The sequence below is a fragment of the Zobellella maritima genome, assembly GCF_003075035.1.
Lineage (GTDB): Bacteria > Pseudomonadota > Gammaproteobacteria > Enterobacterales > Aeromonadaceae > Oceanimonas > Oceanimonas maritima.
On sequence record NZ_QCZE01000001.1, the window covers coordinates 990,602 to 1,005,729 of the forward strand.

At 57.8% G+C, this 15,128-nt stretch carries 12 protein-coding genes and 2 tRNA genes; 8 read left to right on the forward strand and 6 right to left on the reverse strand.

Annotated elements, in window-relative coordinates:
- Window positions 1-33: 33 nt before the first annotated feature.
- Window positions 34-110: transfer RNA gene (locus DCS96_RS04500), tRNA-Met, on the reverse strand.
- Between the two features lie 117 nt (window positions 111-227).
- Window positions 228-304: transfer RNA gene (locus tag DCS96_RS04505), tRNA-Met, on the reverse strand.
- 179 nt (window positions 305-483) lie between these two features.
- On the opposite strand from DCS96_RS04505, the gene rlmKL reads away from it, so the two are divergent.
- From rlmKL to rmf, 4 genes are all read left to right on the forward strand, one after another.
- Window positions 484-2,589: a bifunctional 23S rRNA (guanine(2069)-N(7))-methyltransferase RlmK/23S rRNA (guanine(2445)-N(2))-methyltransferase RlmL gene (gene rlmKL, locus DCS96_RS04510; protein ID WP_116473136.1), complete on the forward strand. Its 2,106-nt coding sequence runs from the start codon at window positions 484-486 to the stop codon at window positions 2,587-2,589.
- Window positions 2,586-2,816: a glutaredoxin family protein gene (locus tag DCS96_RS04515; RefSeq protein ID WP_116473137.1), complete on the forward strand. Its 231-nt coding sequence runs from the start codon at window positions 2,586-2,588 to the stop codon at window positions 2,814-2,816. The genes rlmKL and DCS96_RS04515 overlap by 4 nt, the downstream gene beginning before the upstream one ends.
- Window positions 2,813-4,720, forward strand: coding sequence for an ATP-binding cassette ATPase Uup (gene uup / locus DCS96_RS04520; RefSeq protein WP_116473138.1), 1,908 nt, complete (start codon window positions 2,813-2,815; stop codon window positions 4,718-4,720). The genes DCS96_RS04515 and uup overlap by 4 nt, the downstream gene beginning before the upstream one ends.
- Before the next feature lie 271 nt (window positions 4,721-4,991).
- The gene (gene rmf, locus DCS96_RS04525) at window positions 4,992-5,168 is read left to right on the forward strand and encodes a ribosome modulation factor (RefSeq protein WP_116473139.1); all 177 of its coding nucleotides are present in this window, start codon (window positions 4,992-4,994) and stop codon (window positions 5,166-5,168) included.
- A gap of 133 nt (window positions 5,169-5,301) precedes the next feature.
- On the opposite strand, the gene fabA is transcribed toward rmf, so the two are convergent.
- Both fabA and DCS96_RS04535 read right to left on the reverse strand, forming a co-directional pair.
- On the reverse strand, window positions 5,302-5,832 hold the full coding sequence (gene fabA / locus DCS96_RS04530; RefSeq protein WP_116473140.1) for a 3-hydroxyacyl-[acyl-carrier-protein] dehydratase FabA: 531 nt from the start codon (window positions 5,830-5,832) through the stop codon (window positions 5,302-5,304).
- Window positions 5,833-5,926: 94 nt separating this feature from the next.
- Window positions 5,927-7,882, reverse strand: coding sequence for a Lon protease family protein (locus DCS96_RS04535; RefSeq protein WP_116474529.1), 1,956 nt, complete (start codon window positions 7,880-7,882; stop codon window positions 5,927-5,929).
- A 199-nt stretch (window positions 7,883-8,081) separates the two neighbouring features.
- Here DCS96_RS04535 and DCS96_RS04540 point away from each other — a divergent pair, with 199 nt between their 5' ends.
- Both DCS96_RS04540 and DCS96_RS04545 read left to right on the forward strand, forming a co-directional pair.
- A complete protein-coding gene (locus tag DCS96_RS04540; RefSeq protein ID WP_116473141.1) occupies window positions 8,082-8,597 on the forward strand; it encodes a phosphatase PAP2 family protein in 516 nt (171 codons plus the stop codon).
- Window positions 8,598-8,615: 18 nt separating this feature from the next.
- Window positions 8,616-9,665: an MJ1255/VC2487 family glycosyltransferase gene (locus DCS96_RS04545; protein ID WP_116473142.1), complete on the forward strand. Its 1,050-nt coding sequence runs from the start codon at window positions 8,616-8,618 to the stop codon at window positions 9,663-9,665.
- Between the two features lie 59 nt (window positions 9,666-9,724).
- Here DCS96_RS04545 and DCS96_RS04550 read toward each other — a convergent pair whose 3' ends face one another.
- A complete protein-coding gene (locus DCS96_RS04550; protein WP_116473143.1) occupies window positions 9,725-11,548 on the reverse strand; it encodes a GGDEF domain-containing protein in 1,824 nt (607 codons plus the stop codon).
- Between the two features lie 230 nt (window positions 11,549-11,778).
- Between DCS96_RS04550 and DCS96_RS04555 the strand changes: the two genes are divergently transcribed.
- Entirely contained in the window at window positions 11,779-12,924 is a 1,146-nt protein-coding gene (locus DCS96_RS04555; protein ID WP_116473144.1) for a CapA family protein, read from the forward strand.
- Here DCS96_RS04555 and DCS96_RS18520 read toward each other — a convergent pair.
- The gene (locus DCS96_RS18520) at window positions 12,812-13,621 is read right to left on the reverse strand and encodes a substrate-binding domain-containing protein (RefSeq protein ID WP_157953576.1); all 810 of its coding nucleotides are present in this window, start codon (window positions 13,619-13,621) and stop codon (window positions 12,812-12,814) included. The genes DCS96_RS04555 and DCS96_RS18520 overlap by 113 nt on opposite strands.
- Before the next feature lie 319 nt (window positions 13,622-13,940).
- On the opposite strand from DCS96_RS18520, the gene DCS96_RS04560 reads away from it, so the two are divergent.
- Window positions 13,941-15,122, forward strand: coding sequence for a chymotrypsin family serine protease (locus tag DCS96_RS04560; RefSeq protein ID WP_198649917.1), 1,182 nt, complete (start codon window positions 13,941-13,943; stop codon window positions 15,120-15,122).
- The last annotated feature ends 6 nt before the right edge of the window (window positions 15,123-15,128 follow it).

A 15,128-nucleotide genomic window follows, 5' to 3' on the forward strand; every position in this document is an offset into this window, starting at 1 on the left:
ACTTACACACACTATTACTTTGTTACATCAAGTTGGTTGCGGGAGCCGGATTTGAACCGACGACCTTCGGGTTATGAGCCCGACGAGCTACCAGGCTGCTCCATCCCGCGTCCGATACTTAACGTCTTACTTACACACTATATTACTGCAACCCTGAGCCGGTTGCACGAGTAGGGCAGGGGAGTTAACCGACGCCTTACACGCTGTTTTACGCAATACATCAATGTTGGTTGCGGGAGCCGGATTTGAACCGACGACCTTCGGGTTATGAGCCCGACGAGCTACCAGACTGCTCCATCCCGCGTCCTCAGGCTGCGTATACTAGTGATCGGCATCACCGAATGCAAGGCCTTTACCTGGCATTGGATTTGTTCGAGTAATAAAAGTGCAATCTGCTTATCTTCTGGACAAGGCCGCCAATTCTTACAGACTGCCGGTGCTTTAAGGTATAATACCGGCCTCTTTTGCCAAACAAACCTGACTATGCTGCCGTTTTTTGCTACCTGCCCCAAGGGCCTCGAATCCTTATTAACCGACGAATTACAACACCTGGGAGCGCTCGAACTCCAGGAAACCGTTGCCGGTGTTGCCTTCAAGGGCAGCCTGGAGACCGCCTACCGGGCCTGTCTCTGGTCACGGCTGGCATCCCGTATTATGTTGCAGCTGGCCGACTTTACCATGCGCAGCGACATGGACCTGTATCTGGGTGCGGCCAATGTGGAATGGGAACAGCATATTCAGCCCGGACAGACCTTTTCGGTGGATTTCTCCGGTGGTAATAACGAAATCACCAACACCCAGTATGGCGCCCTGCGGATCAAGGATGCCATCGTCGACCGCCTGAACCGACTCAGGGGCGAGCGTCCGAACGTCGACAAACGACTGCCCGATGTCCGTATCCTGGCCCATTTAAAGCGTAACCAGCTCAGCGTTACCCTGGATCTGTCAGGACCTGCCCTGCACCAACGCGGCTATCGCCAGCAGGCGGGGGAGGCACCATTAAAAGAGAACCTGGCGGCCGCCATTTTATTGCGCAGCGGCTGGGATAAAAGCTCCCCCCTGGTCGATCCCATGTGCGGCTCCGGCACCCTGCTGATAGAAGCCGCCTTGATGGCCGCCGATCAGGCGCCGGGCCTGCTGCGTCGGCGCTTTGGTTTTAACGCCTGGTCCGGCCATGACGATGCCCTGTGGCAGACGGTCAAGGCCGAAGCCAGTGTGCGCGCCACCCGGGGTTTGAAACAGTGCACTACTACCCTGTATGGTTTCGACCAGGATCCCCGGGTGTTGGGTTTTGCACGCGAAAACGCCGAGGCCGCCGGTGTAGCACAGCTGCTCCAGGTTGAGCGCGGTGCGGTCACCGAGCTGACCAACCCCAGCGAACAAGCTGGCTGGCTGATATCCAACCCCCCCTACGGTGAACGGCTGAGTGACTTCCCTTCCTTATTGGGCTTGCATCAGACCCTGGGAGAAAAGCTACGGGATCAGTTCAAGGGCTGGCATGTCAGCCTGATCTCCAGTTCTCCCGAGTTGCTCAGTTGCCTGCGGCTGCGACCGGAAAAACAATACCGGCTGTTTAACGGCGCCCTGGCCTGTGAGCTGAGGAACTACCGTATCGCCGAAGACGCCAGGCCGGCACGGCCGGTAGCGGAAGATTTTGCCAACCGCCTGGCCAAGAACATCAAGGCGCTGGAAAAATGGGCCGGCAAAGAATCCATCGATTGCTACCGGCTCTATGATGCGGACCTGCCGGAATACAATGCCGCCATCGACCGCTATCGGGAATATCTGGTCATTCAGGAATATGCTGCGCCCAAGACCATTCCCGCGCACAAGGCCCAGGCCCGCTTCTTTGATCTGGTACAGGCCACCATGGCGGTAACCGGGGTGAGCGGCGACAGAGTGGTGCTCAAGGTACGGGCCCGGCAGAAGGGCAGCGAACAGTATGAACGGCTCGATCGTCGCGACCAATGGCTGGAGGTACAGGAACACAATGCCCGCCTACTGGTGAACCTGCATGACTATCTGGATACCGGCCTGTTCCTGGATCACAGACCCATCCGCAAACAGCTGGGTGAGCTGGCCCGGGGCAAGGACGTGCTTAACCTGTTCGCCTATACCGGCACCGCAACCGTGCACGCCGCCCTGGGTGGCGCCAAAACTACCACCACTGTGGACATGTCCAAGACCTATCTGGCCTGGGCCGAGCGTAACCTGCGGCTTAATGGCCTGGGTGGGCGCCAGCACCAGTTCATTCAGGCCGACTGCCTGAGCTGGCTGGCACAGCCGGGTGCCGAATACGATTTGATGTTTGTCGATCCACCCACTTTTTCCAACTCCAAGCGGATGGATGACGCCTTCGATGTGCAGCGCGATCATATCAAGCTGCTCGGCATGCTGAGCAAGCGGCTGCGTCCGACGGGCCTGCTTATTTTCTCCAACAACAAGCGCCATTTTAAAATGGATCTGGAGGCGTTGGCGGAGCTGGGTCTGACCGCGAAAAATATCACCCAGGCCAGCCTGCCCAAGGACTTCGCCCGCAATCCGCATATCCATAACTGCTGGGAAATCCGCTGGAGTGCACCGGCATGATGACATTATTTTCCACCGACGGCTGTCACCTGTGTGAGCAGGCTTGGCAACTGCTGGAGCAGAATGGTGTGTCGGCACAGACCGAGCTAAAGGACATCATGGATAACGAACAGTGGCTGGCCGACTATCGGGTGCGTATCCCTGTGCTGCGGCGTGAAGATGGTGCCGAACTAAACTGGCCCTTTACCGCAGCCGATCTTATTGAATTCAATCGAGTACGAACATGAGCCTGTTAACCCTGCAAAACGCCCAACTGGCGTTTGGTGACGCCCCCTTGCTGGACGGCGTCGAACTGAATATCTTTACCGGCGAACGCCTGTGTATCGTCGGTCGCAACGGGGCCGGCAAGTCGACCCTAATGAAGGTCATCGCCGGTGATATCCAGCTGGATGACGGCCGCCGCCAGCTGCAGCAGGGCATCAAAATCGCCCGTCTCGAGCAGGATCCCCCCAAGGTCGCCGACGATCAGACCGTTTTCGACTATGTGGCCGCCGGCTTGGCCGATCTGGGCGAACTGCTGGCCCGCTATCATCACCAGTTGGAACGGGTCGCCACCGACAGCTCTGAAAAAGCCATGAGCGAGCTGATGCGGTTGCAGGAAGCGGTTGAACATGCCAACGGCTGGCAGTTCGATACCCGCATCAACCAGAGCCTGACCCTGCTCGGGCTGGATGCCGACACTCGCCTGAACGACCTGTCGGGTGGCTGGCTGCGCAAGGTGGCGCTGGCCCGGGCCCTGGCCAATGATCCGGACATTCTGCTGCTCGATGAGCCCACCAACCACCTGGATATTGACGCCATCGCCTGGTTGGAAAGCTTCCTGGTCGATTTTCGTGGTGCCATCGTATTTGTCAGCCATGATCGGGCCTTTATCCGCAAGATGGCGACCCGTATCCTGGATCTGGACCGGGGCAAACTGTCCAGCTGGCCGGGCAACTATGATGAATACCTGGTCAACAAGGAAGAAGCCCTGCGGGTGGAAGCCGAGCAAAATGCCCTGTTCGACAAACGTCTGGCCCAGGAAGAAGCCTGGATCCGTCAGGGTATCAAGGCCCGCCGCACCCGCAACGAGGGCCGGGTACGGGCCCTGAAGGCCCTGCGCGTTGAGCGTAGCCAGCGGCGGGAAAGTATGGGCAAGGTCAGTGTCAGCCTGGACGAGGTACGGCGCTCCGGAAAAATCGTATTTGAGGCGGAAAATCTACATTTCGCCTATGAAGGCAAGCCCCTGCTCAAGGACTTTTCCGCCATGGTGCAAAGGGGGGACAAAATCGCCCTGGTCGGCCCCAATGGTTGTGGCAAGAGTACCCTGATCAAACTGCTGCTGGGCCAGCTGGAAGCACAGCAGGGCACGCTCAAAGGCGGCACCAAGCTGGAAGTGGCCTACTTCGACCAATATCGGGCCCAGTTGGATCCCGAGCGCACCGTGATGGACAACCTGGCCGACGGCAAGCAGGAAGTGGAAGTGAATGGCCGCTCGCGCCATGTTCTGGGCTATCTGCAGGATTTCCTGTTCGAGCCCAAGCGGGCCCGCACTCCGGTCAAGGCCCTGTCCGGCGGCGAGAAAAACCGCCTGTTGCTGGCCCGGTTGTTCCTCAAGCCCAACAACCTGCTGGTGCTGGATGAACCGACCAACGATCTGGACGTGGAAACCCTGGAGCTGCTGGAAGAGCTGCTGGCCGATTATCAGGGTACCCTGCTGCTGGTCAGCCACGATCGGGACTTTATCGATAATACCGTGACCCATTGCTGGCTGTTTGAAGGTGAGGGCAAGGTCAGCGAATATGTGGGTGGCTACCAGGATATGCAGTTCCAGCGCGCCCAGCAGGCCGACGCGGTAGCGGCAGCCAGACCCAAGGAAAAAGCCAAGACCCCCGAGCCTAAAGCCGGCACCAAGGCCAAAACCGGCAAGAAGCTGTCTTACAAACAACGGCAGGAACTGGATGGCCTGCCCGCCAGGCTGGAACAGCTGGAGCAGCAGATAACCGAGCTGCAGCAGGATATCAGCCAGCCCGAGTTTTTCAGTCAGCCGGAAGATGTTACCCAGGCCAGCCTGCAACAGCTGGCCCGGCTCGAAGCGGAACTGGAACAGGCCTTTAGCCGCTGGGAAGAGCTGGAAGCCCTATCCGCCTAGGCCCCCATGTAGCATAGCGGTCACTCCCGTGCAGCTGGGAGTGACCCTACCCCTCCAACCCGTCAATGACTCAGCCAACAGCCCTCGGCGGCCTGCATTTCGTGTTAAATATTCTTTAATAGAATTTTCATAAATATCAGTCGCTAATCGTGCATACTGCACTATGCTCAGAAATTAACCCTTGACCTGAACATCAGAGTCAACTATTCATAGTGGACGGTGGTTACGAAATCGCCGTACACTTTTTGTTGATTAAATGAGGGTCATACCTATGAAGAGACAAAAACGTGACCGTTTGGAAAGAGCGCGTACCCGCGGTTACCAAGCTGGAGTCAGTGGTCGTTCTAAAGAGCAATGCCCCTATAATGATTTTGATGCCAAAGGCCAATGGCTAGGGGGATGGCGAAATGCAATGGAAGACAAGGGTTCCGGCCTCTTCATTAAGTAAGTAGGTTTCAACATTCAACAAAAAGGCCCCGCATACGCGGGGCCTTGACGTTTACACCAATCGGCTGTCACGCCATACAAAAAAGGCCCCGTATCAATGGCGGGGCTTTAATGTATCTGCCTGGACGGCAATATCAGAAGCTGGAGGTATCGGTGAACAGGCCGACTTTCAGATCCTTGGCTTCGTAGATCACCCGGCCGTCGACTTCGACGATACCGTCGGCAATGCCCATGATCAGCTTGCGCCAGATCACCCGCTTGAGGGTGATCTTGTAGGTCACCTTCTTGGCGGTCGGCAAAATCTGGCCGGTGAATTTGACTTCACCCACGCCCAGGGCACGGCCCTTGCCGGGACCGCCTTTCCAGCCGAGGAAGAAGCCGACCAGCTGCCACATGGCATCCAGGCCCAGGCAGCCGGGCATCACGGGATCACCGGGGAAGTGGCAGTCAAAGAACCACAGATCGGGGGTAATATCCAGCTCGGCGAGGATTTCGCCCTTGCCATGCTCGCCACCTTCGTCGCTGATATGCACGATGCGGTCCATCATCAGCATATTGGGGGCGGGCAACTGGCTGTTACCCGGGCCAAACAGTTCGCCCTGGCTACAGGCCAGCAATTCGTCTTTGGTAAAGGCGTGCTTGCCTAATTCTTTTTGTGAAGCCATCAAACTCTTCCAGATTGGATCAGGCACCAAGGCCTTGATAGTAAAATTCGCGCCACTTTAGCGAACAGCTGTGCGCTAAACAAGTCCGATCTCTTTAACGCCGGAATAAACGCCGTAAAAAGCTGCTTTCGACCGTATGGCCGTTCAGTTCATCCAGCCGATCCCGGATCCGACCGAACAGGGTGTCCGGCTGCTCTACATCGCCGGCCACGCAGCCGGTCAGCAACTCGATGGCCTGCTCCACATGAGCTACCGGATAGATATGAAATCGGCCGGCGGTCACGGCGGCACTGACTTCGTCCGATAACACCAGCTGCAGACGATTGCTGGCCGGGATAAGGACGCCCTGATCGCCGGTCAACCCCTGGATCTGGCACAGCCGGTAAAACCCTTCTATTTTTTCGTTCACCCCGCCCACCGGCTGTACATTGCCGAACTGATCGACCGCGCCGGTAATGGCGAAATGCTGATGAATCGGCTCCTTGGCCAGGGCCGAGAGCAGGGCGCACAGGCCGGCCAGAGAGGCACTGTCACCGTCAATTTCATGATAGGACTGCTCAAATACCAGATTAGCCGATAACGGCGAGGGGTGCTCGGCACCAAACAGGTTGGCCAGGTAGCCGTGGATGATCATCATTGCCTTGGCGTGAATATGGCCGGCCAGCTCGGACTTGCGTTCAATATCGGCCACATCACCGTCGCCCAGGTGCACGGTGGCGGTCAGGCGCACCGGCTCGCCGAAATCGTAGGGGTGACCGGTTATCTGGATTACCGACAGGCCGTTGATTTGGCCGATGGCCCGCCCCTGGGTCTGCATCAGATACTGGCCGTCACGCACCCCCAGATCCGAATGCTCGACCAGGAAATTGAGCCGGTAGTCCTGTTCGGCCTGAGCCTTGATCACATGGGCTTCGGTGATTAGGGTAGCCTGCTCCCGCTTGGCTATTACCTCGGCCAGCTGCATCAGGGCCACCAGCTGAGCCTCGACCAGGGACAGCCGGTGTTGATGTTCGGTCAAACGACAGCCGTAACGACACAGCCTGAGTATTGCCTTGGCATCCATATCCAACATCTGGTGCTTCTCCCGCAGATGGGCGAGGAAGCCCACATAGCTGCCGAGATCGGTCTGGCCGTCCCATTCGGGGACGATATCGGCCCGCAGGAAAACCAAAGTATCCAGCTCCCTATCAAGCAAATAGAGTTCGGCGACCGACAGCCGATCGCCCACCAGTATCAGGTGAATGTCGAGGGGGGGCGGCTCGGGCTGGAAATAAAAGGCCGCCATTTCGGCCGGGCGGGTCCATTCCACCTTGCGGGTAGCCAGGGCATTCTTCAGTCGAAACCACAGCTGTGGTTGCTCCAGCAGCTCTTCGATCGGCAATATCAGGTAGCCGCCATTGGCCTGATGGATCAGTCCCGGTTCCAGCAGGTGATGATGGCTGAATACAGTGCCCTGTTCGGTCTGGAAATGGATGGCACCGAATAATTGCTCCGCGTTGAACTGGCGTGCGTAGACGATGGGGATGCTTTCATCGTACCTGTGCACCATCAGGTTGATCAGGATAGGATGGCTGAATCCCTGACCGGTGGCCACGTGCTGGGACAGGGCGGACAGGTAGTCGGCAACCTTTTCATCCTGCTCCTGTTTTCTCAGGATCCGCTCGACGATATGCTCGGCTTCCAGGTGGCGGGATGACAGCTCCAGCAGCTGGCCGACCAGCTCACAGAATTCGATGCCGGTACCCGCCTTCAGCTTGAGCCAGATCGGCTTCTGCGGATGGAACAGGTTCTCGGCATAACAAAGATCGAACAGGTCTGCATGGCTGGCATGCTTGTTCACCAGATCCTGCACCAGCTCTTCATAATCCACGCCCGGGAAACCGTTCAGCAGCAAGACAGGATTGACCGCCGTCAGCCCCGTCAGGGTTGCGAAGGCCGAATCAACCCTAGCCTGCAGTGAACTGAAGGCTAGGGAGGGGCATTCGGTCAGGGTAGTTAGTGATGGCGCATGAAAAACGGGATTCAGGTCGGCAGGACTCAGTGGTTGCACACGATGACTCATAAGCTGGAATAAATTGCTGCCAGTATACTGCAGCCCGCAGGACGATCGACACTTTCAGGTAAAAAGGGACGCTATTTTTAACAGGGGGCCTTTTCCCGGTCGGACGCTTCATCAATTCGTCAACCCATGGTCACCACTTTGTCATACCGGGCTTCTAGGGTGTATTCCGATACATGGAGGAAATGCTATGCGCCTGGATACCCTGACCAGCTGGGATCATCGGTTGTTTCAGAAAAGCCAATCCCATGGCTACTGGCGACAGTGTGCATGCCTGTCCCGCTGGATTTCCCGTACCGGGGACGGTCCGCCTTATGCCGTGCTCGGCCTGATACTGTGGTTCAGCAATCTACCCCATCTGCAGGGATATGTGGTGGACGCCTTGATGGCCTTCGCCCTCGAATTGCCCTGTTACCTGGCTATCAAGAATATCTGCCGCCGGCCCCGGCCCGCCGCGGCCATCGCCGGCTGCCAGGCCTATATTCACCCCTCCGATCGGTTCAGCCTGCCTTCGGGGCATACCGCCGCCGCCTTTTTGATGGCCGTGCTGGCAGTCGGTCACCTGGGAATAGTGGGGTTGCTGACATTGCCCTGGGCGCTGATGGTCGGCCTGTCTCGGGTACTGCTCGGGGTTCACTTTCCCGGCGATATACTGGCCGGGGCCGCACTCGGTGGTGGCATAGCCTGTTTTGTACTCTGGTTCTGACGGCGGCAAGGAGTTCACATGCGTATTCTGTACGGGGTGCAGGGCACCGGCAATGGCCATATTACCCGCGCCCGGGTTATGGCTACCGAGTTGGCCAGGAGGGGAGTTCAGGTGGACTTTCTGTTTTCGGGCCGTGCTCCCCAAGGCTACTTCGACATGGCGGTCTTCGGTGACTTCCAGACCCGGCCCGGCCTCACCTTCGTGGCCAGGCAGGGCCGGATAAGCCTGGTCAGCACCCTGCTGCAGAGCCGACCGGCTCGTCTTATCCGGGATATACAGACACTGCCGGTCAAGGATTATGATCTGGTGGTCAATGACTTCGAGCCTGTTACCGCCTGGGCCGCCAGACGGGCAGGGGTGCCCAGTGTGGGGGTGAGCCATCAGGCCGCCTTCCTGAAAGCCATCCCCAAGGAAGGCGAAAGCCTGGGAGCCAGCCTGCTGATGCGTCATTTTGCGCCAACAGACATACAGCTGGGCGTGCACTGGCATCACTTTGGCCAGTCCTTACTGCCGCCCATTATCGAGCACAGGCGACAGCACGGGCCGGTACGCAGCGACAAGATCATCGTCTATCTGCCGTTTGAATCACCGACGGCCATAGCGGCCCTGCTCGCGCCCTTTCCTCATGTCGAATTCTATTGCTATCACCCCGAGGTCAGCCCGGAAGACAGGGGCCATCTCCATTTTCGGGCCCCGTCGAGACAGGGTTTTCACCGGGATCTGGCCGACGCGGCTGGGGTCATCTCCAATGGCGGGTTCGAGTTGTCCTCCGAGGCACTGTGCCTGGGCAAAAAATTGCTGTTAAAGCCACTGCAGGGCCAGTTCGAGCAAGGCTCCAACGTGCTGACCTTGCGCCAGTTGGGCCTGGCGACCAGCATGCACCGGCTGTCTACCAGCACGCTCGACGCCTGGTTGACCCTGCCACCGGCGAAGCCGGTAAGCTACCCCCCGGTGGCACCACGCCTGGTCGACTGGCTGCTGGCAGGCGACTGGCACAGCCGCGAAGCCCTGTGCCGCAGCCTGTGGCAAGAGGTGAGTTTTCCGGATTATTGCAGGCTGCCCGGATGATGATGCGGCCCCCGGAACTGCTGCCTTGTTGGCGCCTGGTCGAGTCGAGGTCATGAGCACTATCGGGAGGCCCTAGGCTGTTCCCTCGGGGGGGCTATGGATAGTGCATCGCATTGCTGGCTGCCGATAACTCGGTTTCTTCCCGTCTGCTTGGCCTGATAGAGCGCCTCATCGGCACGCCGTATCAGGGTATCTAGTGTCTCCTCAGGTATGTGCGTGGCTGTGCCTATGCTGGCGGTTACATGTCGGACCGGAGTAAAGGAGAGCTGCTGGATCTGCTCACGAATTCGTTCGGACACCATGATTGCCTGATCCGGCATGGTCGCCGGCAACACCACCAGAAACTCTTCTCCTCCCCAGCGAAATACCTGGTCCCCGGAGCGCAGGGCGTCAAGAATGCGCTTCGCAGCCTCTACCAGCACCTTGTCGCCAACCTCGTGCCCGAACCGGTCGTTGATGTGTTTAAACTGATCGAGATCAATCAAGGCAACCGACAACCGTGGCTCTCTGGCCCGCTCTTCGCCCAGCAGTGACTTGAGCCGCTCCTGACCAGCACGCCGGTTGGGCAGTTCGGTGAGGGGGTCGGTGTACGCCAGTTGTCTCATCTCGTCACCGAGTCGGGCCAACACCCGTGCTTGCTCTTCCAATTCCCGGGTACGGCGCCGTACCTGTGTGTCCAGATCCCGGTTCCATGCTTTCAGGGTCTGCTCGGCCTGCCGACGGCGGCGAATATTGATAAGCAGGACAGCCACCGTGGCGACAAGACCAAGGATGATCACCGTGCTGGAGATTATCACCTGACGATAACGGTACCAGATGCTTTCGGGCTCGAAGGCCAAGGTACTGTCTGGCGGCAGGAGATCATTGCGGATACGGAATTTCTGCAATGCCCGATAGTCGAAAGATGGTTGGTAGGCCGTGTCTGTGGCCACCGGCAGCCTGGATGGCGGTGTGCCGGCCAGGATCTGCTGGGCGATCATGGTGGCCTTACGGCCATGAGTATAGGGGTCATTCATCAATCCCCCGACAATGCCGGTGCCCAGCATCAGGCCGCCCCACATGCCGAACAGGGGAGCTTTCGAGCCGGCAACCAGAGGCGGCAGATCCCGGGAAAAGGAAAAGTAGCGCCCCTTGTTGTCCTTGTGAATTGCCAGCATCAGCACGGCCGCACTTTCCGGAAGTGCGGCCAGCTTCTGTTGCAGCTCGCCGAAGCTCATGTCGTCCCACAGATCCAGGCGGACCCGGGGATAGCGCTGATCCTGGAGGAACTCTTGCATCACGGCTCTGGCACGGTTGCCCATCTGAAGGCCAAACTCGGTGCGATCCGCCAGCATGATGATCTGTCTGGTATCGGGGCGGAGCCGCATAATCAGATCCAGGTTACCTGCTATCTTCATGCCCTCCAGCAGTCCGGTATAACGCGGCCGCGCGCCGATATGCGCCGGTCTGTAGATATTGATGCCGGAGAAAACTACGGGTACCCCCGGAAACAGCTGTTCTCCCCAGGTCAGCATAAAGTCGAGGGCATAATCGTCGCTGGTGATAACAACATCGGGACGGTATTGGTGATACTTGATGTGAAACAGGGTTGCCAGTGAGCGGGTATAGTCCTCATTGCCCACCATGCGTCGACCATCGAGAAATTCCACATGGAGGTCTTCCTCCTCGACAGACGATGCCAGCTGTTCACTGACTCCCCGGGTTAGCTCTGCTGTCCATCCATACTGGAGATGGTAGGAGTTGATTAGCAATACCTTTTGTCCGGCAACACCAGCACCGGCAGGGGTCAGCAGCAGTATCAACAAGAGGGTGTGCCGCCACTGGCAAAGGAGGGAAACAGCCTGTGTGAAGGACAAGCCGCGGCGTTGCAGATAGTGGTTCATGATGACGGCTCTGACGGATTGACGACAAAAATAGATGGCTGTTCGCAACGAGGCGGCTCATTATGCCGACCCGAGATATATACCCATACTTATTTTGCAGACAAGTGTAACAGGGATCACAATCGGGCCCGGATGGCATCGCCGTCTGGATCTGTCCCCCACCTCTTGCCAGACTTGAAGTGATGACGACCATCTCGGGTTCCGGTTGTCCGCCGTTGTGAATACGCGCCATGTCAGACTCGAATAGTATCAGCCTGTTTTTGTGTGGTGATGTGATGACGGGGCGGGGTATCGATCAGATACTGCCTCATCCCGGCGTGGCCACCCTCCACGAAGACTATGTAAAAACCGCCACCGACTATGTCCGGTTGGCGGAAAGAAAAAATGGTGCTATCCCCAGTCCCGTAGGGTTTTCCTATATCTGGGGGGACGCCCTCGCGCAACTGGCACGTTTCAAACCGCAATTCCGGCTGATCAACCTTGAGACCAGCATCACCACCAGTGATGACTGGCAGCCCAAAGGCATCAACTATCGCATGCATCCGGCCAATGCGCCCGTACTCACTGCGGCCCGCATCGACGTCTGTGTGCTGGCCAACAACCATATCCTGGATTGGGGAAAACAGGGGTTGAGCGACAGCCTAAGGATCCTCAACAGGCTAGGGATCAGCAGCGCAGGCGCCGGAGCGAGCCTTGAGGAAGCGCAGGCCCCTGCCATTTGTCGACATGAGGCTGGGCGGCTGCTGGTTTTTTCGATGGCGACCGGCACGAGCGGCGTACCGGTGGAGTGGGCCGCCGGACCCAATCGGGCGGGGGTGGCCTTATTGCCGGAGCTGTCGGCAGGCACCGTGCGCCTTATGCGGGCACTGATACAGCGCTGGAAACAGCCGCAGGATCTGGTGATCGCCTCCATTCACTGGGGAGGAAACTGGGGCTATCCCGTGCCGCAGGCCCATACCGAGTTTGCGCATGGGCTGCTGGAGGCGGGCGTTGATCTGGTACATGGCCATTCCTCCCATCATATCCTGAGGATGGAGCTCTACCGGGGCAAACTGATCATCTATGGCTGCGGTGACTTTATCAACGATTATGAAGGCATTGGTGATCATCAATGCTACCGCGGGGATCTTCCGGTGATGTTTTTCCCCAGGCTCGCGCTCGACACCGGTAACCTGCTCTCCCTGCGCCTGGTGCCCCTGTGCCTGCAACGGTTTCGTCTTGGCAACGCCGCTCCCGAAGACGCGCGCTGGTTACAGCGGCTGCTCAATCGTGAAGGCAGGAAAACAGGCACGTATTTTGAATTGTTGGCCGATCATTCGTTAATCCTGCGGATGTCCGCCGACGGGCCGGCGTCCCCAGGATTCCCGCCTGGTTGATGGGCTTGTATATACGAGCGTCGGTGGCCAGGATCCCCTTGATGTTTACCCGCTCTCCCGCCCGCTCCAGGGCATGCCCGAGCGCTTCGAGCAGGGTACCGGGGGAGATAAGGCAGTCCTTGTGCATCACGAAGGGAGGAGCGGGTGCCTCTGTGCTCCTGCCCAGGATAACAATCCCTTCGGTATCGAGCAGTGGCCAACTATGGGCATCGATGGCCGCCAACTCGGCATGCCCCGCTCGTAGACAGTCCAGGCTGGCGGCATGGGAACCGCTGACCAGCAGCTCCTCACATGGCCGGCCGTGGACGGTCGCCCATTCAAACAGGGCGGCACAACCGGAACGGGAGCTGGTCGAATTGACCACAAAACGCCCCGAGCTGTTTTTCCCAGCCCCGCTGGCGGTGACTATGTGGCTAAAGTAATGACCCGGGGTACAGTCGAGATCGCTGAATATCGGGCGAGCTACCGGCCTCAGTAATTGGGCGGGAAGGGTAAACAGATCCGGTCCGCAACACTGGCTGATCACCAGGCCGGGATCGGCCCACTGCTGGGCGAGGGGGATGCGGCGTTCCAGCATCTCCGGCAGGGGAGCTGCCCCCCGGACATGTAATTGGGCTTTGAGCTCGGACCAGAAGTCGTCCAAGCGCTGCTGCATCACAGGTAGATCGTACCAGGGTAGACTTGCGACCAGATTCAAGGCTTATTGTTCCCAATATTCGGAGTGTTCGGCTTGTTTACGGAAGGCGCAAAGCATATATCAGATGAGCGCGTGAGGAAACGCCCCATCCCTGGGGGCGCTTCCTCATGCATCGGTCGTGGCTCCCGGTCAGGCTCTGGGCTTGAAGGCGGGTTTTCTGCCGGGCATAACCGGAACCATGCCGACCCATTGTGCTGTACTAGACTAATGGGACTTAGAATTCATAACAACTCTACATTTATCTCGAATCCATATTACGACAGGGAGTCTATATATGTGTTTTCAGCAATCTAGCACCGGCGTACACAGAGTCGCATTGTTGACCATCTGGTCATCACTGCTGATAACGCCCCCGGTGACCGCAGACCATACACCTATCAGTAGTCATCGAACCTTAAGTTGGGAGCTGGGTACCTCCGGCAGCAGCATTGAGCATCAGCTCGACAAAGGACGCGTCTATTGCTACACCGGCACCCTCGGGGCCTTGGTACAGGATGCCGAGGGTGTCCAGTATATTATTTCCAACAACCATGTCTTGGCCAAGGAAAATGAACCGGATAATACCCTGGATGCGGATGGCAATATCATTATTCAACCGGGTTTGCTCGATGAAGGACCTTGTTCATTGTCGCTGGGTAATATGGATAACCAGGTCGGATATTTGACTGACTATGTACCATTATTGTTTGGCAGAGGAAAAAACCAGCCGGAAAATAGCGTAGACGCGGCCATCGCCAGAAATGATGGTATGAATACCTCCGGAGATATACTGGGAATTGGCGGCCTGTCCGGCAACAGCGTGCCTGCCGGCAATCTTGAACTGGGTCTGAACGTGCAGAAAAGCGGCCGAACAACCGGGCATACCTTTGGGCAGCTCGCTGCCGTCGATGTGACAGTGAATGTTGGCTATAGCTCAGGCAATGCGCTGTTCACCAATCAGCTGGAAGTAATAGGCAGCTGCATGGACTTTTCCGCCGGGGGAGATTCGGGATCCATGATTGTGACAGTGCCCGACGATGGTAATGCGGGCGCCGACGCTGTCGGCCTCTTATTTGCCGGTGGTGGCAGCTCGACCTTTGCAAACCCGATAGGGGAGGTGTTGAACGCATTTCCTTTAGGTCCCTTGAGCATGGTTGCATCCTTAAGTGGAACTGAGTCTGAAGCAACGACTTTAGGCATAACGGATCCCGCTTCCTGTAGCAGTGATGACGATACCAACGGCAGCCCGGGTGGACCTCCGCCAGGAAAAGGTAAAAACAAAGGCAGCCAGCATCCCGCCATTACCCATGCTAGCCAAGTAGCACGTCAATATAGTGCCGCCTTGCTCTCCGTCGATGGTGTTCATGGTCATGGCATAGGCCTTGATGCACAAGGTGATCCGGTGATCCGGCTGTACATGGATACCGACGCCCGTCGTCCTGCCGATACAGGAAAAATTCCTGCGATTGTCGAAGGGGTGAAGGTTGTTGTGGTACCAACTGGACCAATCCGTGCGTACTGACAGAGG

Excerpts from the sequence above, each read along its gene's own strand:
- DCS96_RS04550 (WP_116473143.1), bottom strand. The coding sequence starts at position 11,548 with ATGAACCACTATCTGCAACGCCGCGGCTTGTCCTTCACACAGGCTGTT.
- DCS96_RS04540 (WP_116473141.1), top strand. The coding sequence starts at position 8,082 with ATGCGCCTGGATACCCTGACCAGCTGGGATCATCGGTTGTTTCAGAAA.
- DCS96_RS04555 (WP_116473144.1), top strand. The coding sequence starts at position 11,779 with ATGTCAGACTCGAATAGTATCAGCCTGTTTTTGTGTGGTGATGTGATG.
- rmf (WP_116473139.1), top strand. The coding sequence starts at position 4,992 with ATGAAGAGACAAAAACGTGACCGTTTGGAAAGAGCGCGTACCCGCGGT.
- fabA (WP_116473140.1), bottom strand. The coding sequence starts at position 5,832 with ATGGCTTCACAAAAAGAATTAGGCAAGCACGCCTTTACCAAAGACGAA.
- DCS96_RS04515 (WP_116473137.1), top strand. The coding sequence starts at position 2,586 with ATGATGACATTATTTTCCACCGACGGCTGTCACCTGTGTGAGCAGGCT.
- DCS96_RS04545 (WP_116473142.1), top strand. The coding sequence starts at position 8,616 with ATGCGTATTCTGTACGGGGTGCAGGGCACCGGCAATGGCCATATTACC.
- uup (WP_116473138.1), top strand. The coding sequence starts at position 2,813 with ATGAGCCTGTTAACCCTGCAAAACGCCCAACTGGCGTTTGGTGACGCC.
- rlmKL (WP_116473136.1), top strand. The coding sequence starts at position 484 with ATGCTGCCGTTTTTTGCTACCTGCCCCAAGGGCCTCGAATCCTTATTA.